Source organism: Enterobacter hormaechei subsp. xiangfangensis, assembly GCF_001729785.1.
GTDB lineage: Bacteria > Pseudomonadota > Gammaproteobacteria > Enterobacterales > Enterobacteriaceae > Enterobacter > Enterobacter hormaechei_C.
The window spans coordinates 4,099,946-4,121,025 of sequence record NZ_CP017183.1 but is presented as its reverse complement, the minus strand read 5'-3'; the positions used below and the strand labels follow the sequence as shown (position 1 = coordinate 4,121,025).

Here is a 21,080-nt window from a genome sequence, read left to right as displayed (position 1 = left end):
TTCCTTACTGCGCCTGCACGCGCAGCTCTGCTGCGCTACGACTACGGTGACCCAACAGGGCTTTAACATCGCTGGACTTCGGCTTAACCAGCGCGAATTTCGCAGAGAACGCCGGCCAGTTGGCCAGGATCTCTTCGCCGCGCGAAGAACCGGTATGCTGCACGTGTTCGGTAATTAAGCCGCGCAGGTGTTCTTCGTGGATGGCCAGAGTATCAACGTCCAGCACTTCCACCAGCTCAGGGTTCACGCGTTTGCGGAACTCACCGTCTTCATCCAGGACGTAGGCAAAACCGCCCGTCATGCCCGCGCCAAAGTTCACGCCGGTTTTACCCAGGACGCACACAATTCCGCCCGTCATGTATTCACAGCCGTTATCGCCGATGCCTTCCACCACGGTGATGGCGCCGGAGTTACGCACCGCAAAACGCTCGCCCGCACGGCCCGCGGCAAACAGACGACCGCCGGTTGCACCGTACAGACAGGTATTGCCGATGATGCTTGCTTCATGGCTGCGGAAGGCTGAACCAACCGGAGGACGCACCGCCAGCAGACCGCCCGCCATGCCCTTTCCGACGTAGTCGTTGGCATCACCGGTCAGGTATAACTCAACGCCACCCGCGTTCCACACGCCGAAGCTCTGACCCGCGGTACCGCTGAAATGCGCGGTAATGGGATCCGACGCCAGACCCTGATCACCGTGCGTTTGCGCGATGTAACCGGAGAGAGACGCACCCACGGAACGGTCGGTGTTGCGGATATCAAACCAGAACGTTTTGCTCTGCTTCTCGTCCACGTACGGCTTCGCCTGTTGCAGCAGCTGCGCGTTCAGCACGCCGTTGTCGAACGGCGGGTTGTTCTCGGTACAGTAAACCGCTTTGCCAGGATGCGGCTGAGCGGTTTCCAGCAGCTTGGACAGCTCCAGCTTCTGCTGCTTGGCCGTGAAGCCCTCAAGCTCTTTCAGCAGGTCGGTACGGCCAATCAGATCCACCAGACGCTTCACGCCCAGCTGCGCCATCAGCTCGCGGGTTTCACGGGCGATGAAGTCAAAGTAGTTAGTCACTTTGAACGGCAGGCCGTGATAGTGGTTCTTACGCAGCTTTTCGTCCTGGGTAGCAACGCCCGTTGCACAGTTGTTCAGGTGGCAAATACGCAGGTATTTACAGCCGAGCGCAACCATTGGGCCGGTACCAAAGCCGAAGCTTTCCGCTCCCAGAATCGCCGCTTTGATGATGTCGAGTCCGGTTTTCAGCCCACCGTCCACCTGCAAACGGATCTTGTGACGCAGGCCGTTAGCGACCAGCGCCTGCTGGGTTTCCACCAGGCCGAGCTCCCACGGACAGCCCGCATATTTCACGGAGGAGAGCGGGCTTGCGCCGGTGCCGCCGTCGTAACCGGCGATGGTGATCAGATCCGCATAGGCTTTCGCCACGCCGGTGGCAATGGTGCCAACGCCCGGTTCGGAAACCAGCTTCACGGAGATCATCGCTTTCGGGTTGACCTGTTTCAGGTCGAAAATCAGCTGCGCCAGATCCTCGATAGAGTAAATATCGTGGTGCGGCGGCGGGGAGATCAGCGTCACGCCTGGCACCGAGTAGCGAAGCTTAGCGATGTACGGGGTGACTTTATCACCCGGCAGTTGACCGCCTTCACCCGGTTTTGCCCCCTGAGCGACCTTAATCTGGATCACGTCGGCGTTAACCAGGTACGCAGGCGTTACGCCAAAGCGACCGGACGCCACCTGCTTGATACGGGACACTTTGTTGGTGCCGTAGCGGGCCGGATCTTCACCGCCTTCGCCGGAGTTGGAGTTGCCGCCGATGCTGTTCATGGCTTCCGCCAGCGCTTCGTGGGCTTCCGGGCTCAGCGCGCCGATGGACATCGCCGCGGTATCGAAGCGTTTGAACAGCTCAGACGCGGGTTCAACCTCGTCAATGCTGACCGCTTCCTCACCCGGATTGAGGGCAATGAGATCGCGCAGCGTCGCCGCGGGACGGTTGTTCACCAGCTCAGCATACTGCTGATAATCGCTGTACTCGCCGCTCTGCACCGCCTGTTGCAGCGTGCGCACTACGTCCGGGTTATAAGCGTGATACTCACCCCCGTGGACATATTTCAGCAGGCCGCCCTGTTCCAGCGGCTTACGTGCCAGCCAGGCGCGTTTCGACAGGTTCACCAGATCCTGCTGGAAGTCAGCAAAACCGGCGCCACCGATACGGCTGACCACGCCCTGGAAGCAGAGGTTGGCGACCTCGTTATGCAGGCCGACCGCTTCAAATAGCTTCGAGCAGCGGTAAGAGGCGATGGTCGAGATGCCCATTTTGGACATGATCTTGTACAGACCTTTGTTGATGCCGTTACGGTAGTTCAGCATCACAGCACGGTAGTCTTTATCGATCGCGCGGGTATCTACCAGGCGTGCCAGCGTTTCGTAGGCCAGGTACGGATAAATCGCCGTGGCGCCAAAGCCTAACAGCACCGCAAAGTGGTGCGGGTCGCGCGCGCTCGCGGTTTCAACGATGATGTTGGCATCGCAGCGTAGGCTCTTGTCCACCAGACGCGTCTGGATAGCCCCCACCGCCATGGGGGCAGGCACCGGCAGACGGTTTTTCGCGATGTTGCGGTCAGACAGCACCAGCAGAACGGTGCCGTTACGTACCATCTGCTCGGCTTTGTCGCACAGCGCGTTCACCGTCTCTTCGAGGCTCGTTTCGGTCACGTCGAAGGTGATATCGAGCGTGTCGGCGCGATAGTGCTCCTCGGTCATGGTGGTGAGCTGTTTGAAATCGGAGTACAACAGGATCGGTGATTTAAAGGTCAGACGGTGCGCCTGGCCTTCGGCTTCACAGAATACGTTCATCTCACGGCCGATGCTGGTGGCCAGCGACATGACGTGGGCTTCGCGCAGCGGGTCTATTGGCGGGTTAGTGACCTGCGCAAACTGCTGACGGAAATAGTCGTAAATAATGCGTGGCTGGCTGGAAAGCACGGCAAACGGGGTATCGTCACCCATTGAGCCGACCGCTTCCTGGCCGTTTTCGCCGAGCACGCGAATAACCGAGTCCAGTTCTTCCGCGCTGTAGTTAAACTGCTTCTGGAAGCTCGCGAGGGTGTCATCGTCCAGCTCGCGGCTGCCCACTTCTTCGTCCGACAGATCTTCAAACGGCACCAGACGACGCACGTTTTTCTCCATCCACTCTTTGTACGGATGGCGGCTCTTCAGATCGTTGTCGGTTTCGGCGGAATGCAGAATACGCCCACCGCGGGTGTCGATCACCATCAGCTCGCCCGGACCGACGCGGCCTTTTTCGACCACTTCGTCAGGCTGGTAATCCCAGATCCCGACTTCAGAGGCGCAGGTGATGAGCTTGTCTTTAGTAATAACGTAGCGCGCCGGACGCAGACCGTTACGGTCCAGGTTACAGGCGGCAAAACGACCGTCGGACATCACGATGCCCGCCGGGCCGTCCCACGGCTCCATGTGCATGGAGTTAAAGTCGAAGAACGCGCGCAGCTCAGGGTCCATATCCGGGTTGTTCTGCCAGGCCGGTGGCACGAGCAGACGCATGGCGCGCACGATATCCATCCCGCCCGCCAGCAGCAGCTCTAGCATGTTATCCATGGAGCTGGAGTCCGAGCCGGTTTCGTTGACGAACGGTGCGGCATCGTGCAGGTCCGGGATCAGCGGGGTCTGGAACTTATAGGTACGGGCGCGGGCCCACTGGCGGTTGCCGGTAATGGTGTTGATCTCACCGTTGTGCGCCAGGTAGCGGAACGGCTGAGCCAGCGGCCAGCGTGGAACGGTGTTGGTGGAGAAGCGCTGGTGGAACAGGCAAATGGCCGATTCCAGACGCAGATCCGCCAGGTCCAGATAGAAGCGCGGCAGGTCAGCCGGCATACACAGACCTTTATAGATGTTCACCAGGTTAGAGAGGCTACAGACGTAGAACTCTTTATCGTCCTGGAGACGTTTTTCAATGCGGCGGCGTGCGATAAACAGACGGCGTTCCATATCACGCGGACGCCAGCCCGCAGGCGCGTTGACGAAAATCTGTTCAATACGAGGCAGCGAGGAGAGGGCGATTTCACCGAGCACCCCTTCGTTGGTTGGCACATCGCGCCAGCCGACAATCGACAGGGTTTCACGCTGAAGTTCTTCTTCAACGATGCGGCGTGACGCGGCAGCTTTTTCTGGATCCTGATTCAGGAACAGCATACCGACAGCGTAGTTTTTGGCTAAACGCCAGCCGCGCTCTTCCGCCACGATGCGGAAGAAACGATCCGGTTTTTGCAGCAGCAGGCCGCAACCGTCGCCGGTTTTACCATCGGCAAGGATGGCGCCACGGTGCTGCATACGGGCCAGTGCGTGAATAGCAGTACGCACTACCTTGTGGCTAGGTTCGCCTTCTATGTGGGCGATCAGGCCGAAACCACAGTTATCCTTCTCAAGGGATTTATCGTACAACATATCAGTGAACCTCCCCAGGCTCGTCGGGCTTCCCACTGAACTTTACCGTGGCGCACAGGCGCAGAAAGAGCATGGCGACGGGGTTAGCGTTTCATACGCGGACCTCGCATTCGCCCTCTTTTTCATCCTTTTGCGCAGGTAAACAAGTTTGAGGACTTGCTTCAGAGGGAATCTTAATTACTGCATAAATATGATGAGCAGGCCGCTCATCCAGAAAGCTTCCAGCGGATTTCCAACTTATCGGGAATTGGTACACAGGTCAAATGGCAATCTTATTTATACAAAAATGTGCTAAAGCGTGATTATCTAATTGTTTTTATTGTGTATTTAACTATTTTTACAACCGCTTAAAGCACCGGGCAGGTGCAGGGGAGTGTGATCTGACTCACTATATGAAAGCGGTATTATCGATGCAGCGTGCTGAAATGGAGATTTATAGCAGAATATTAATCTGGTGTTGCATTCAATGCCGCATAAAATCACTGTTTTTCAGTCCTGGCGCTATAAATGAAAAAAACCATCAGAAAATAAGGAAAAGTAATTACGTTCAGGGTGAATGAAATGTCGGTAATCGTGATTATTTATTCAAATAGATAAAAGCCGTCCAGGGCGATTGATCCAGGTCATCGCCGACAGAGGCTAAAAATGGCAGGCTTGTCCCCTTTCTTCGGGACGGTCTATCAGATTATGCAGTTACAGAAATTAGTCAATATGTTTGGTGGGGATCTTTTGCAGCGCTACGGACAAAAGGTTCACAAACTGACGCTGCACGGCGGCTTTAGCTGCCCGAACCGCGATGGCACCATCGGGCGTGGTGGCTGCACCTTCTGTAACGTGGCCTCGTTTGCTGACGAGGCCCAGCAGCATAAATCTATCGCTGAACAGCTCGCCCATCAGGCGAGTCTGGTGAACCGCGCGAAGCAGTATCTGGCCTATTTCCAGGCCTATACCAGCACGTGGGCGGAGGTGCAGGTGCTGCGCTCGATGTATCAGCAGGCGGTTGCTCAAGCGAACATTGTCGGGCTGTGCGTGGGGACGCGTCCGGACTGCGTGCCGGACGCCGTGCTGGATTTACTTAGCGAGTACAAAGAGAAGGGCTACGAGATCTGGCTGGAGCTGGGCTTGCAGACCGCGCATGACAAAACCCTGCACCGTATCAATCGCGGGCATGATTTCGCCTGCTATCAGCGCACCACGCGTCTCGCCCGCCAGCGTGGATTAAAAGTCTGCTCGCATCTGATTGTCGGCTTGCCGGGAGAAGGGCGGCAGCACGGGCTGGAAACGCTGGAAAAAGTCGTTGAGACCGGCGTGGATGGCATTAAGCTGCATCCGCTGCATATCGTGAAGGGCAGCATAATGGCGAAAGCCTGGGAAGCGGGGCGGTTATGTGGTATCGAACTCGACGACTATACGGTGACTGCGGGGGAAATGATTCGCCATACGCCGCCGGAGATTGTTTACCACCGCATCTCGGCAAGCGCCCGCCGTCCAACGCTTCTGGCACCGCTATGGTGTGAGAACCGCTGGACGGGGATGCTGGAAATCAACCGCTATCTACAGGAGAACGGCGTACAGGGGTCGGCGCTTGGCCGCCCGTGGGTTCCCCCGCTACCGGCGACGGCCGCCTAGCAGACTTCCCAGCATGCCGCGTACTATCTGGTTGGTAATCTGACGCGTCGCGCTTTTTGCCATGGTCTGAACCACGCCATCGCGTTTGCCGCCGCGTGGCCCGGTGCTGCCGAACAGAATATCTTTCAGCCCGCCGAGAATGCCGTCGTCCACGGCAACAGATTGCCCTTTTGCGGCAGGCGCATCCTGCGATTCGGCAGTCGCCTGCACCCCTTTTTGCAGCATCTCGAACGCCGATTCGCGATCCACCTCGTCTTCATACTTTCCGTACACCGGGGAGTGGTTAATCAGGCCGTTGCGTTCATCGTCCGTTACCGGACCCATGCGCGAGCAGGGCGCAATCACCATCGCGCGCTCGACAACTGTCGGGCTGCCTTTTGCATCGAGGAACGAAATCAGCGCTTCACCGGTGCCCAGCGCCTGAATGGCGGTTTCGGTATCAAAGGCCGGATTGACACGCATGGTTTGCGCCGCGGCTTTCACCGCTTTCTGATCTTTCGGCGTAAAGGCGCGCAGGGCGTGCTGCACGCGGTTACCCAACTGCCCCAGTACGTTGTCCGGAATATCCGACGGGTTTTGCGACACAAACCAGACCCCGACGCCTTTGGAGCGGATCAGGCGGATAACCTGTTCAATTTTATCCAGCAGCACCTGCGGCGCGTCGTTAAACAACAGGTGCGCTTCGTCAAAGAAGAACACCAGTTTGGGTTTTTCCAGATCGCCTGCTTCCGGCAGTTGTTCGTACAGTTCAGAGAGCATCCACAGCAGGCTGGCGGCGTAAAGCTTCGGCATCTGGTAGAGCTTCTCTGCGCTCAGAATGTTGATGATGCCTTTGCCGCTGCTGTCGGTACGCATCCAGTCTTTGATATCCAGCATTGGCTCGCCGAAGAAGTGTTCGGCGCCCTGTTGCTCCAGCGTCAGGAGCCCGCGCTGAATGGCGCCCACTGAGGCGCTGCTAATATTGCCGTACTGGTTCTGGAAGGATTTGGCGTTATCGCCAATGTACTGGGTGATGGCGCGCAGATCTTTGAAGTCGAGCAGCAGTAGCCCCTGATCGTCGGCGATACGGAAGATAATGTTCAGTACCCCGGACTGCACGTCGTTGAGGTTAAGCAGACGAGCCAGCAGCAGCGGGCCGAGGTCGGAGACGGTGGCACGCACCGGATGCCCTTTTTCGCCGAAGATATCCCAGACCACCACCGGATTACCGTGCGGCGTCCAGTCCGTGATACCGATATTTTTCAGGCGCTCAAGCAGTTTTTCTGACGCTGCACCTTCCTGAGCCACCCCAGTTAAATCGCCCTTCACGTCAGCCATAAAAACCGGCACGCCAGTCTCTGACAACGACTCAGCCAGCTTTTGCAGGGTAACGGTTTTTCCCGTCCCGGTCGCGCCGGTGATCAGGCCATGACGGTTCGCCATCGCGGGCAGTAAAAACAGCTCTTTTTCCAGCGTCCTGGCGATTAGCAATGGTGTACTCATGATGCACGTCCTCTCGTAGTCCTGGGTGGAGTATAGGCAACCTGACGGCAAAATGTCTGCGTAAATTCCTCACTTTGCGGCGCATTATCCAGTGCGGACTATGCTTTTGCATACGGTAAACAAAATTTTGGGAAACTATGTCCAGATTCTTTTTTAACGACCGCAAACAGCTTGTCAACGATGCCATTGAAGGCATACTTCTCTCCGCGCCGCACGGTAATCTCGTCAAACTGGATATCGATCCGGCCATCCGCGTGGTGGCTCGCGGCGACTGGGATAAAAGCCGCGTGGCGGTGATCTCCGGTGGCGGCTCCGGCCATGAACCGGCACATGCCGGGTTCGTCGGCAAAGGCATGCTTACCGCAGCGGTGTGTGGCGATCTGTTCGCCTCCCCAAGCGTGGATGCGGTCCTCAATGCCATTGTGGCGGTGACGGGCGACCGTGGCTGCCTGCTGATTGTGAAAAACTACACCGGCGACCGGCTTAACTTTGGCCTGGCGGCGGAAAAAGCCAAACGCTACGGCCTGAAGGTCGAGATGGTTATCGTGGCGGATGATATCGCCCTGCCGGATAACAAGCAGCCGCGTGGTATCGCGGGAACGGCGCTGGTGCATAAAATTGCGGGATATGCGGCAGAGCAGGGGAAATCGCTAAACGACGTGCGGGATATTGCGCAACAGGCCTGCGATAACCTCTGGAGCCTGGGCGTGGCGATGCAAACGTGCAACCTGCCGGGCAGCGATGATGAAGGGGGGCGCATTAAACAAGGCCATGTCGAGCTGGGCCTGGGCATTCACGGCGAGCCTGGGGCTTCCGTGGTGGATACGCAAAACAGCAAAGCCATTATCGACACGCTGGTGACGCCGTTACGCGCGCAGGCGGGGGAAGGGCGTTTTGCGGTGCTGATTAACAATCTTGGTGGCGTATCGGCGTTGGAGATGGCGCTGCTGACCAAAGAGCTGGCGCACTCGGCGCTGAAAGAGAACATTGCGTATCTGATTGGCCCGGCGCCGCTGGTGAGTGCGCTGGATATGAAAGGCTTTTCGTTAACGCTGCTAAAGCTCAACGATTTCTTCGAGAAGGCGATTCACGCCGAGGTCGAGACGCTGGGCTGGCAGAAGCCCGTGGCGTTCGCGCCCCTGCGTACCGTCCCACATAGCGCCCTTCATGATCGCGTGGAATATGCCCCGTCGGACAATACGGAGGTGAGCGAGGCCGTCGCCTCGGTAACGAAAACATTGATTCAGCTGGAAAACCGCCTTAACGCGCTGGATGCCAAAGTAGGCGATGGCGACACGGGCTCCACTTTTGCGCAAGGGGCGCGGGATATTGCGCAGCGACTTGAGGAGAACAACCTGCCCCTTAACGACGTGCCGACATTACTCCTGCTGGTAGGCGAGCGGCTGGCAACGGTGATGGGCGGATCGAGTGGGGTGTTGATGTCGATCTTCTTCACGGCGGCAGGACAAAAGCTTCACGATGGACAGCCGCTACCTGAAGCCTTGCTGAGCGGACTTGCGCAGATGAAGCAGTATGGCGGCGCGGATCTCGGCGATCGTACGCTGATCGATGCGCTGCAACCGGCGCTGGAGGCGTTACAGAAAGGCAATATTCAGGCGGCAGCGCAGGCCGCGCAGCAGGGCGCCGAAGCAACGGCAAAAATGGCGAAAGCCGGCGCGGGACGCTCGTCGTATGTGAATAAAGAGAATCTGGACGGGGTGATGGATCCGGGGGCAGTCGCGGTGGCGGAAGTGTTTAAGACCATGGTAGATGCAAAACGGTAACAACCGTTACCGTTTTTAGTGTTTGCGCCCTCTCCCTGTGAGCTGAGGGATCCCCACAAAATAATGCCTGCACAGACGGCCCCCTCTCCCTTGAGGGAGAGGGTTGGGGTGAGGGCATCAGGCCGCACATTCCCCGGCAATGTCACATCAAAAATCCGCTTTCAACACCACGCGGTAGCGGGCTTTGCCGTCGCGCACGTGCTGGATCGCTTCGTTGATTTTTGACATCGGGTACAGCTCGGTGGTGGGTGCCACTTTTGTGCGTCCGGCAAACTTCATCAGCTTGCGCAGCTCGTACGGTGTACCGGTCGCGGAGCCTGACACGCTGCGATCCCCGCCGATCAGGGTAAACGCCGGAACCGGCAGCGGCTTCATCACCGCACCCACGGTGTGGAAGTTACCGCCGTAGGCCAGGGCTTCAAAGTACGGCTGCCAGTCGAGATCGACGTTTACCGTGTTGATGATCAGGTCAAACTGGCCTGCCAGGGCGGTGAGTGCCTGAGGATCGCGGCTGTTCACCACTTTATCCGCACCCATCGCCAGCACTTCCTGCTCTTTCGCCGGGTTAGAGCTGAACGCCGTCACTTCACAGCCCATCGCATGCAGCAGTTTGATGGCAATATGCCCCAGACCGCCAATACCGATCACGCCCACGCGGCTGGTGGCGGTGATGTGATGCATCAGCAGGGGCTTAAAGACGGTGATACCGCCACACAGCAGCGGACCTGCGGATTCAATATCAATGCTGTCCGGCAGCGGGATAACCCATTGCCAGTCGGCGCGCAGCTTATCGGCGAAACCGCCCTTGTTAAGGATGGTCGGCGTTGCGCCCTCAAGGCAGTTGATCTGGTTGCCGCTGATACAGGCATCGCAGTGACCGCAGCTGCGTGCCGTCCAGCCGATACCCACGCGCTGGCCCACTTTCAGCCCTTTGTCCTGCGCGGCGCTGCCAAGCGCCACGACGCGGCCAATGACTTCGTGCCCGGCAACCAGCGGATAGCTGGAAAAGCCCCATTCATTGTCGATCATCGAGAGATCCGAGTGGCAGATCCCGCAGTAATCAACCTGTACTTCGACGTCTTCCGCTTTTAGTTCGCCCGCATCGTACTCGTACAGCTCAAGTTCTGCACCCGCCTGCGGTGCGGCGTAGCTTTTTATCTTCGACATCGCGTTTCCCCTGTTTTGGTGTGAACTGTGAGTGTAGAGCATTCAGTTTACAGACGCTTAACAGAAGACGGCAGGAACGAAACTTACAGACTTTTCAGCATCCTGACTTCGCAGTCCACGTGGCCCGTGCAGCCCAGTGGCGCATCGATATGCTCAAAGCCCAGATGCTCATACAGGCCAATGGCCTCTTTAAGGAAAGCGGTGGTTTCGAGGTAGCAACGTTTAAAGCCCTGTGAGCGTGCATGTTCCAGGGCGACCAGCGCCAGCTTTTTCGCCAGGCCTTGTCCGCGTATCGTTGGCAGGAAATACATTTTCTGAAGTTCACAGATATCCGGCTCGCTGCAAAGCAGTGGGGCAATGCCGCCGCCGCCCACGACCTGGCCGTCCTGTTCAATGACCCAGTAGGCATGACCCGGCTGGCTGTACAGCTGAAAAAGTTCGTCCAGATTGGGGTCGGCCACGGTGTAGCCTTTGTCGGCGGTCAGGCCATATTCGGCAGAAACCGTGCGGATAACGGCGGCGATAGCCGGGTTGTCCTGCTCAGTGATCCGACGCATTGTCGTCGCGACGGGGGTAATCACGCTCATAGCATTACTCATGACAAAAATTGACACACAACTGCTGTTAATAGCACCGCAGAAAGGGGAGTGCAAGCGAGGAGTTTTCAGGAAGGATACCCCTTACGCCCTGAAGCGTAAGGGATAAAAGCATTACAGGGCTGCGATAACCGCCTGCTGCTCGATCAGTTTGGTCTTCGCATCGGCGAAGGCAACCAGACGCTCACGCTCTTTGGCGATGACCGCTTCCGGCGCGCGGGCCACAAAGCCCTCGTTCGCCAGTTTGCTTTCGATTTTGCCAATTTCCACGTCGACTTTCGCCACTTCTTTCGCCAGACGCGCCAGCTCCGCGTCTTTGTCGATCAGGCCCGCCATCGGGATCAGCAGCTCCGCGCCGTCGATGATTTTGGTCACGGAAACCGGACCTTTGTCATCGGCAGGCAGCACGGTAATGCTTTCCAGACGCGCCATGGTTTTCAGGAAGGTGTTGTTCTCGGTGACGCGACGAACGGCAGCTTCGCTGCAACCGCGCAGCAGCAGCTCCAGTGGTTTACCCGGAGCGATATTCATTTCCGCGCGGATGTTACGTACCGCAACGATCGCCTGTTTCAGCCACTCGGTATCCGCAGACGCGGCTTCATCCACTTTCGCGGCGTCGAATGCCGGGAACGGCTGGAGCATGATGGTATCGGCATTAATACCGGCAATCACCTTCACGCGCTGCCAGATGGTTTCGGTGATGAATGGAATGATCGGGTGCGCAAGGCGCAGCAGACCTTCCAGAACGGTAATCAACGTATTACGCGTGCCGCGCAGTTCCGCTTCAGAACCACCGTTCATGACCGGCTTCGCCAGCTCCAGGTACCAGTCGCAGAACTGGTTCCAGGTGAATTCGTACAGGATGCCTGCCGCGATGTCGAAGCGGTAGCTGTCCAGCGCGTCGCGGAATGCTTTAACCGTCTGGTTAAATTCCGCCAGGATCCAGCGGTCTGCCAGAGACAGGGTCATTTCGCCGCCGTTAAAGCCGCAATCCTGATCTTCGGTGTTCATCAGCACGAAGCGGCTGGCGTTCCACAGCTTGTTACAGAAGTTACGGTAACCTTCCAGACGCTTCATATCCCAGTTGATGTCACGGCCGGTGGAGGCCAGCGCCGCCAGGGTGAAGCGCAGGGCGTCGGTACCGTGAGATTCGATCCCGTTCGGGAACTGCTTCTCGGTACGCTTGCGGATTTTCTCCGCCAGCTGCGGCTGCATCATATTGCCGGTACGTTTTTCCAGCAGCTCTTCCAGAGAGATACCGTCTACCATATCCAGCGGGTCGATAACGTTACCCTTGGATTTGGACATCTTCTGGCCTTCGTCGTCGCGGATCAGGCCGGTCATGTAAACGGTATGGAACGGAACCTGCGGCTTGCCGTCTTCGTCTTTGATGAAGTGCATGGTCATCATGATCATGCGGGCGATCCAGAAGAAGATGATGTCGAAGCCGGAGACCATCACGCTGGTTGGGTGGAACTGACGCAGCGCGTCGGTGTTTTCCGGCCAGCCGAGGGTAGAGAAGGTCCACAGCGCGGAGGAGAACCAGGTATCCAGCACGTCTTCATCCTGGCGCAGGGCAACGTCAGCGCCCAGGTTGTTTTCCTGACGCACTTCCTCTTCGGTGCGGCCAACGTAGACATTGCCTTCGTTGTCGTACCACGCCGGGATACGGTGACCCCACCACAGCTGACGGGAAATACACCAGTCCTGAATATCGCGCATCCAGGAGAAGTACATGTTTTCGTACTGCTTCGGCACGAACTGAATGCTGCCGTTCTCAACCGCTTCCACAGCCGGTTTCGCCAGCACGTCGGCACGCACGTACCACTGGTCGGTCAGCATTGGCTCGATAACTACGCCGCCACGGTCGCCGTACGGCACGGTCAGATCGTGAGGCTTAATCTCTTCCAGCAGGCCGAGCGCGTCAACGGCGGCTACGATGGCTTTACGCGCGGCAAAGCGCTCCAGCTTCTGGAACTCAGCCGGGATGTCGCTGGAATAAACGTCGGACTCGTTGCCTTTGGTGTCATACACTTCTGCGCTTTCGCGGATATCGCCGTCGAAGGTCAGAATGTTGATCATCGGAAGTTGATGACGACGACCGACTTCATAGTCGTTGAAGTCATGCGCTGGGGTGATTTTCACGCAGCCGGTGCCTTTTTCCATGTCGGCGTGTTCGTCGCCCACAATCGGAATACGGCGGTTCACCAGCGGCAGCACCACGAATTTGCCGATCAAATCTTTATAACGCGGATCTTCCGGGTTAACGGCCACGCCGGTATCGCCCAGCAGGGTTTCCGGACGGGTGGTCGCCACCACCAGGTAATCTTTACCGTCGGCGGTTTTCGCACCGTCTGCCAGCGGATAGCGGATGTGCCACATGGAGCCTTTAGACTCGCGGTTTTCCACTTCCAGGTCAGAGATGGCGGTACGCAGTTTCGGGTCCCAGTTGACCAGGCGTTTGCCGCGGTAAATCAGGTCTTCTTTGTACAGACGGACGAAGACTTCTTTCACGGCGTTGGACAGGCCTTCGTCCATGGTGAAGCGCTCGCGCTCCCAGTCCACGGAGTTGCCGAGGCGGCGCATCTGACGGGTAATGGTGCCGCCGGATTCTGCCTTCCACTGCCAGATTTTGTCGATGAACGCGTCGCGACCGTAGTCGTGGCGGGTTTTACCCTCTTCAGCGGCAATTTTACGCTCAACCACCATCTGGGTCGCGATACCCGCGTGGTCAGTCCCCGCCTGCCACAGGGTGTTTTTACCCTGCATGCGCTGGTAGCGGATCATGGTATCCATGATGGTCTGCTGGAAAGCATGCCCCATATGCAAACTGCCGGTGACGTTCGGCGGCGGGATCATGATGCAGAAGGACTCTTTGCTTTCGTCGCCGTTAGGCTTGAAATAGCCCTGCTGTTCCCAGTGCTCGTAAAGCGGCTGTTCGATATCGCGTGGGTTATATGTCTTTTCCATTATTTCCAGGTTGCCGTATTCAGGTTAAAACCGGCCAGGCGGTACGCTTTGTAGCGTTCGCGCGCCAGTTGTTTCAAAGATTCTTCGTAAGGGACAAAGTCTACCACTTCTGTGAAAGCGGTGGCAAAATCTGCAAAGTCTGTCCGCAGGCTAATGAGAATGTCGCGCGCGCTGCTGTTGCGTTTTTGCGGCCAGGCAATCTCCACCGGTGCCCCGCCGCGTGGACCTTCGCCCGACAGGTTATGCGGAACAAAACTCTCCGGCGGGCGCGCCCATAGCGCTTCATCCAGGCGAATCGCTTGCTGCTCATCTTCACAGGCAATCAGGACGCGTTTACCTGCGCGCCAACGTTCTGCGGCAATTTCACACACCAGTTGTTCAACGGCGCTGAGGCCATCCTGATGGGTGTCATTGTCCAGAAGGTAGAACGTTGCATTCTTCATATATGGGGTTTCTTGTCGTGGATTTAAATGCAAAGCCGGGTAAGCGTAGCGCCACCCGGCGTTTATCATTACTCGTCGCCGTTAAAACCCGCACGATTGAGCAGGAACTGCGACAGCAGCGCCACCGGACGTCCGGTCGCGCCTTTGGCTTTACCGGAGCGCCATGCGGTCCCCGCGATGTCCAGGTGCGCCCAGTTGTACTTGCGGGTAAAGCGCGCCAGGAAGCAGCCCGCGGTAATCGCCCCGCCAGGACGACCGCCGATGTTTGCCATGTCTGCGAAGTTAGACTCCAGTTGTTCCTGGAACTCGTCCCCCAGCGGCAGACGCCACGCGCGGTCGCCGGCCTGTTCGGACGCGCCGATCAGTTCATGCGCCAGCGGGTTGTGGTTCGACATCAGGCCGGTGATGTGATGCCCCAGCGCAATCACGCAGGCGCCGGTCAGTGTAGCCACGTCAATCACCGCTTCAGGTTCGAAACGCTCAACGTAGGTCAGCACGTCGCACAGTACCAGACGACCTTCGGCGTCGGTGTTCAGCACCTCAACGGTCTGGCCGGACATGGTGGTCAGCACATCACCAGGACGATAAGCGCGGCCGCCAGGCATGTTTTCGCAGCCCGCCAGCACGCCGATCACGTTGATGGGCAACTGAAGTTCCGCGACCATGCGCATAACGCCGTAAACCGCCGCCGCGCCGCACATGTCGTACTTCATCTCATCCATGCCTTCTGAAGGCTTGATGGAGATACCGCCTGAGTCGAAGGTCAGCCCTTTACCGACGAGCACGATCGGACGCGCATCTTCAGACGGATTGCCCTTGTACTCAATGACTGACATCAGGGATTCGTTCTGGGAGCCGTTACCGACCGCCAGATAAGAGTGCATCCCCAGCTCTTTCATCTGCTGTTCGCCGATAACGCGGGTGATAACGTTCTTGCTGTAGGCGTCAGCCAGCTGGCGCGCCTGAGACGCCAGGTACGCGGCGTTACAGATGTTTGGCGGCATATTGCCAAGATCTTTTGCCGCTTTGATACCGGCGGCAATGGCCAGACCGTGCTGAATGGCGCGCTCGCCGCTGGTCAGCTCGCGACGGGTTGGCACGTTAAAGACCATTTTACGCAGCGGGCGACGCGGCTCGCTTTTGGTGGTCTTCAGCTGATCAAAGCTGTAGAGGCTCTCTTTTGCGGTTTCGACGGCCTGGCGCACCTTCCAGTACGTGTTGCGGCCCTTAACGTGCAGCTCCGTCAGGAAGCAGACGGCTTCCATCGAACCAGTATCATTCAGTGTATTAATGGTTTTCTGAATAACCTGCTTGTACTGGCGCTCATCAAGCTCACGTTCTTTACCACAGCCAATCAGCAGAATACGCTCGGACAGGACGTTCGGAACATGGTGCAGCAACAAGGTCTGCCCTGGTTTGCCTTCCAGTTCGCCACGGCGCAGCAGGGCGCTGATATAGCCGTCGCTGATTTTATCGAGTTGCTCGGCGATCGGGGAGAGTCGGCGTGGTTCAAAGACGCCCACAACGATGCAGGCACTCCGCTGTTTCTCCGGGCTACCGCTTTTTACACTGAACTCCATGCACTACGCTCCTGAATCTTAAAGACAACGGCGGCGGCTACGGATAGAATTGAAACCTTTCGTAACTCATGTCCGCCGTTGTGGTGACTTCGTGTTAATCTTACGTTACTACGGTTTCGACACGTCAATAAATGTCATGAAGCGCGAATCCGCCGGGTTTTTTAATCTTAGCGATGATTTCGACGACTCAAGAGAATAAATGACGTTTAAGCCATGAAACAAGCTAAATTCCTGCATAAGACGAGTTTTAACGGGCGTATTTAAAGTGATAATCATAAGATATCTGGTTCGGGAGACGCTGAAGAGCCAACTGGCGATCCTCTTTATCCTCCTTCTGATCTTTTTCTGTCAGAAGCTGGTCAGGATCCTCGGCGCGGCGGTTGATGGCGAAATCCCAACGAATCTGGTGCTTTCCCTGCTCGGGCTTGGCGTGCCGGAAATGGCGCAGCTTATCCTGCCGTTAAGCCTGTTCCTTGGTCTGCTGATGACCCTGGGTAAGCTCTATACCGAAAGTGAAATCACCGTGATGCATGCCTGCGGCCTCAGTAAAGCCGTACTGGTAAAAGCAGCCATGGTGCTGGCGCTGTTTACGGGCATTGTTGCCGCGGTTAACGTCATGTGGGCGGGGCCGACCTCCTCTCGTCATCAGGATGAGGTGCTGGCGGAAGCAAAAGCTAACCCGGGGCTGGCGGCGCTGGCGCAGGGGCAGTTCCAGCAGGCGACCGACGGTAACTCCGTGCTGTTTATCGAAAGCGTCGATGGCAACCGCTTCAATGACGTGTTTCTTGCTCAACTGCGCCCGAAAGGTAACGCTCGGCCTTCTGTGGTGGTGGCGGACTCCGGTCAGCTGTCTCAGCGTAAAGACGGCTCTCAGGTTGTCACGCTGAACAAAGGAACGCGTTTCGAAGGCACGGCTATGCTGCGCGACTTCCGTATTACCGATTTCCAGAACTACCAGGCCATCATTGGTCATCAGGCCGTCGCGCTCGATCCAACGGATACTGAGCAGATGGATATGCGCACCTTAATGAATACCGATACCGATCGTGCGCGTGCTGAACTGCACTGGCGTATCACGCTGGTATTCACCGTATTTATGATGGCGCTGATGGTGGTTCCGCTGAGCGTGGTGAACCCGCGCCAGGGCCGCGTGCTGTCGATGCTGCCAGCGATGCTGCTGTATCTGGTGTTCTTCCTGCTGCAAACCTCAATCAAGTCTAACGGCGGGAAAGGAAAAATTGACCCGATGATCTGGACCTGGGTCGTGAATGGTTTGTATCTGCTGCTGGCAGTCGGACTCAACTTGTGGGACACGGTGCCTGTGCGTCGTCTTCGTGCCCGGTTTACGCGTAAAGGAGCCATCTAATGCAGGCGTTTGGCGTACTTGACCGCTATATCGGTAAAACGATTTTCACCACCATCATGATGACCCTGTTCATGCTGGTGTCGCTCTCGGGCATTATCAAATTTGTCGACCAGCTGAAAAAAGCCGGGCAGGGGAGTTACGACGCGTTGGGTGCCGGGATGTACACCCTGCTCAGCGTACCAAAAGATGTGCAGATCTTCTTCCCGATGGCGGCCCTGCTGGGGGCGTTGCTGGGCCTGGGGATGCTGGCTCAGCGTAGCGAGCTGGTGGTGATGCAGGCATCTGGCTTTACCCGTATGCAGGTTGCGCTGTCGGTAATGAAAACCGCGATCCCGCTGGTGCTGTTGACCATGGCGATTGGCGAATGGGTCGCGCCGCAGGGCGAACAGATGGCGCGTAACTACCGTGCTCAGGCTATGTACGGTGGTTCGCTGCTCTCCACGCAGCAGGGGTTATGGGCGAAAGATGGTCAGAACTTCGTCTATATCGAACGCGTGAAAGGGGACGATGAACTGGGCGGCGTGAGCATCTACGCCTTCAACAACGATCGTCGTTTGCAGTCGGTGCGTTATGCCGCCTCCGCTAAATTTGATGCGAACAACAAGCTGTGGCGGTTATCCCAGGTTGATGAATCTGACCTGACGAACCCGAAACAGATCACCGGTTCGCAGACCGTAAGCGGTACCTGGAAAACCAACCTGACGCCGGACAAGCTTGGCGTGGTAGCGCTCGATCCCGATGCGCTCTCCATCAGCGGTCTGCATAACTACGTGAAGTATCTGAAATCGAGCGGACAGGATGCGGGGCGTTACCAGCTCAACATGTGGAGCAAAATCTTCCAGCCACTGTCCGTGGCGGTGATGATGCTAATGGCGCTGTCGTTCATCTTTGGACCGCTACGTAGCGTGCCGATGGGGGTCCGCGTGGTAACTGGTATCAGCTTTGGTTTCGTGTTCTACGTCCTCGATCAGATTTTCGGTCCGCTGACACTGGTGTATGGCATTCCGCCAATTATCGGCGCGCTGTTGCCGAGCGCCAGTTTCTTCCTGATCAGCCTCTGGATGCTGCTAAAACGCTCCTGATAAAACGTCTTCCTCGCTCCCGCTAGCCCGGGGGCGAGGCTAATCTCCTGTTTCACCCCGCACTTTTTCTCACAACCTTCAACGCCTCGCCGTGAATTTGAGTATTATTGAGCGATAAAGTCGTGAAGGGATCCTCTATGAAGCAAATTCGAATGCTGGCCCAGTACTACGTCGACCTGATGATGAAGCTCGGGCTGGTGCGTTTTTCCATGCTGCTGGCGCTGGCGCTGGTCGTTCTGGCCATTGTCGTGCAAATGGCCGTGACCATGGTTCTGCATGGTCAGGTCGAGAGCATCGACGTGATCCGCTCTATTTTCTTTGGCCTGCTGATCACCCCATGGGCGGTCTATTTCCTCTCCGTGGTGGTTGAGCAGCTGGAAGAGTCCCGACAGCGTTTATCGAAACTGGTGGATAAGCTGGAAGAGATGCGCGAGCGCGATCTTAAACTCAACGTTCAGCTCAAGGACAACATTGCCCAGCTGAATCAGGAAATTTCAGACCGTGAGAAGGCGGAAGCCGAGCGTCAGACCACGCTTGAGCAGCTGAAAATTGAGATGAAAGAGCGCGAAGTCACGCAGATCCAGCTTGAACAGCAATCCTCTTTCCTGCGCTCGTTCCTCGATGCGTCGCCGGATCTGGTGTTCTACCGTAATGAAGATAAAGAGTTCTCCGGCTGTAACCGGGCCATGGAACTGTTGACCGGGAAAAGCGAAAAACAGCTGATCCACCTGAAACCTCAGGATGTCTATTCCGAAGAGGCGGCAGCAAAAGTGATGGAGACGGATGAAAAGGTCTTCCGCCATAACGTTTCGCTGACCTATGAGCAGTGGCTGGACTACCCCGACGGGCGCAAAGCCTGCTTTGAGATCCGCAAAGTACCTTATTACGACCGGGTGGGTAAACGTCATGGTCTGATGGGCTTTGGCCGTGATATCACCGAGCGTAAGCGCTATCAGGATGCGCTGGAGCGCGCCAGCCGGGATAAAACAACTTTCATCTCCACCATCAGCCATGAACTGCGCACCCCGCTGAATGGCATTGTGGGGCTGAGCCGCATTCTGCTGGATACCGAGCTGACCAGCGAGCAGGAAAAATACCTCAAAACGATCCACGTCTCGGCGGTCACGCTGGGCAATATCTTCAATGATATTATCGACATGGATAAGATGGAGCGCCGTAAAGTTCAGCTCGACAACCAGCCGGTTGATTTTACAGGCTTCCTTGCGGACCTGGAGAACCTGTCAGGTTTGCAGGCCCAGCAAAAAGGGTTGAGCTTTGTGATGGAGCCGACGCTGCCGCTGCCGCATAAAGTGGTGACGGACGGCACGCGGCTGCGTCAGATCCTGTGGAACCTCATCAGCAATGCCGTGAAGTTTACCCAGAAGGGGCAGGTTGCGGTGCGCATTCGCTATGACGAAGGCGACATGCTGCACTTTGAAGTTGAGGACTCGGGTATCGGCATTCCTCAGGAAGAGCAGGATAAGATCTTCGCCATGTATTATCAGGTTAAAGACAGCCACGGCGGTAAACCGGCGACCGGTACGGGCATTGGCCTGGCGGTGTCGAAACGTCTGGCGAAAAGTATGGGCGGGGATATCACCGTTGCCAGCCAGCCGGGTAAAGGCTCCACCTTTACGCTTACCGTCCACGCGCCTGCCGTGGCGGAAGAGGTGGAAGATACGTTTGAGAACGACGATATGCCGCTGCCAGCCCTGCACGTCCTGCTGGTGGAAGATATTGAGCTGAACGTCATTGTCGCCCGGTCGGTACTGGAAAAACTCGGTAACAGCGTGGATGTGGCGATGACCGGCAAAGCCGCGCTGGAGATGTTCACGCCGGGCGAGTACGACCTGGTGCTGCTCGATATTCAGCTACCGGACATGACCGGACTGGATATCTCCCGCGAGCTGACGCGCAAATATGCTCCTGACGAGCTGCCGCCGCTGGTGGCGTTGACCGCAAACGTGCTGAAAGATAAAAAAGAGTACCTCGAGGCCGGAATGGACGATGTGCTCAGCAAGCCGCTGGCGGTACCTGCCCTGACGGCGATGATCAAGAAGTTCTGGGATACCTGTGATGAAGAGGAGAGCACCATGACGTCTGTTGATAGCGCCAAAGCCCAAACGATACTGGATACCGCCATGCTGGAGCAGTATATCGATCTGGTAGGACCAAAACTGATCACCGATGGCCTGGCCGTGTTCGAAAAAATGATGCCGGGCTATCTGAACGTGCTCGAATCCAACCTGACGGCGCGTGACCAGAAGGGCATCGTCGAAGAGGGACATAAAATCAAAGGCGCGGCAGGATCGGTCGGGTTACGTCATCTCCAGCAACTGGGCCAACAGATTCAGTCGCCTGATTTACCTGCCTGGGAAGATAATGTAGGTGATTGGGTCGAAGAGATGAAACAGGAGTGGCAAAACGATGTGGCAGTGCTGAAAGCTTGGGTAGATGCCAGAAAAAAATGACCCCGGCTATACCGGGGTGCGCGAATACTGCGCCAACACCAGGGA

At 57.0% G+C, this 21,080-nt stretch carries 12 protein-coding genes; 5 read left to right on the top strand and 7 right to left on the bottom strand.

The genetic code is table 11. The features are described 5' to 3' along the window. Positions 1-4 precede the first annotated feature (4 nt). The gene (gene gltB, locus BFV63_RS19645; RefSeq protein WP_003860454.1) at positions 5-4,465 is read right to left on the bottom strand and encodes a glutamate synthase large subunit; all 4,461 of its coding nucleotides are present in this window, start codon (positions 4,463-4,465) and stop codon (positions 5-7) included. A 687-nt stretch (positions 4,466-5,152) separates the two neighbouring features. Here gltB and mnmL point away from each other — a divergent pair. Then, complete coding sequence (gene mnmL / locus BFV63_RS19640) at positions 5,153-6,094, top strand: tRNA modification radical SAM protein MnmL/YtqA (protein WP_096904993.1); 942 nt, start codon at positions 5,153-5,155, stop codon at positions 6,092-6,094. On the opposite strand, the gene BFV63_RS19635 is transcribed toward mnmL, so the two are convergent. Then, positions 6,074-7,576 (bottom strand): helicase HerA-like C-terminal domain-containing protein, encoded by a 1,503-nt coding sequence (locus tag BFV63_RS19635; protein ID WP_022651918.1) that lies wholly within the window; start codon positions 7,574-7,576, stop codon positions 6,074-6,076. The two genes, mnmL and BFV63_RS19635, sit on opposite strands and share 21 nt — an antisense overlap. A gap of 137 nt (positions 7,577-7,713) precedes the next feature. Here BFV63_RS19635 and BFV63_RS19630 point away from each other — a divergent pair, with 137 nt between their 5' ends. Then, entirely contained in the window at positions 7,714-9,360 is a 1,647-nt protein-coding gene (locus tag BFV63_RS19630; RefSeq protein ID WP_022651917.1) for a dihydroxyacetone kinase subunit DhaK, read from the top strand. Between the two features lie 147 nt (positions 9,361-9,507). Here BFV63_RS19630 and ahr read toward each other — a convergent pair whose 3' ends face one another. The 5 genes from ahr to pepA form a co-directional block, all read right to left on the bottom strand. After that, positions 9,508-10,527, bottom strand: coding sequence for an NADPH-dependent aldehyde reductase Ahr (gene ahr / locus BFV63_RS19625; protein ID WP_003861889.1), 1,020 nt, complete (start codon positions 10,525-10,527; stop codon positions 9,508-9,510). Positions 10,528-10,610: 83 nt separating this feature from the next. Then, positions 10,611-11,114, bottom strand: coding sequence for a GNAT family N-acetyltransferase (locus BFV63_RS19620; protein WP_003861887.1), 504 nt, complete (start codon positions 11,112-11,114; stop codon positions 10,611-10,613). A 123-nt stretch (positions 11,115-11,237) separates the two neighbouring features. Continuing rightward, positions 11,238-14,093 carry a valine--tRNA ligase gene (locus BFV63_RS19615; RefSeq protein ID WP_017382726.1) on the bottom strand — a complete coding sequence of 952 codons (2,856 nt, stop codon included), beginning with the start codon at positions 14,091-14,093 and terminating at the stop codon, positions 11,238-11,240. Then, positions 14,093-14,536, bottom strand: a complete 444-nt coding sequence (holC, locus tag BFV63_RS19610; protein ID WP_003861884.1) for a DNA polymerase III subunit chi — start codon at positions 14,534-14,536, stop codon at positions 14,093-14,095. Before holC ends, BFV63_RS19615 begins: the two co-directional genes overlap by 1 nt. Positions 14,537-14,604: 68 nt before the next feature. Then, positions 14,605-16,116 (bottom strand): leucyl aminopeptidase, encoded by a 1,512-nt coding sequence (gene pepA, locus BFV63_RS19605; protein WP_003861882.1) that lies wholly within the window; start codon positions 16,114-16,116, stop codon positions 14,605-14,607. Between the two features lie 265 nt (positions 16,117-16,381). Here pepA and lptF point away from each other — a divergent pair, with 265 nt between their 5' ends. From lptF to arcB, 3 genes are all read left to right on the top strand, one after another. After that, positions 16,382-17,482 carry an LPS export ABC transporter permease LptF gene (lptF, locus tag BFV63_RS19600; RefSeq protein WP_003861881.1) on the top strand — a complete coding sequence of 367 codons (1,101 nt, stop codon included), beginning with the start codon at positions 16,382-16,384 and terminating at the stop codon, positions 17,480-17,482. Beyond that, positions 17,482-18,564, top strand: coding sequence for an LPS export ABC transporter permease LptG (lptG, locus tag BFV63_RS19595; protein ID WP_001147540.1), 1,083 nt, complete (start codon positions 17,482-17,484; stop codon positions 18,562-18,564). The genes lptF and lptG overlap by 1 nt, the downstream gene beginning before the upstream one ends. Positions 18,565-18,701: 137 nt before the next feature. Beyond that, positions 18,702-21,035 carry an aerobic respiration two-component sensor histidine kinase ArcB gene (gene arcB / locus BFV63_RS19590; protein WP_000809803.1) on the top strand — a complete coding sequence of 778 codons (2,334 nt, stop codon included), beginning with the start codon at positions 18,702-18,704 and terminating at the stop codon, positions 21,033-21,035. Positions 21,036-21,080 lie beyond the last annotated feature (45 nt).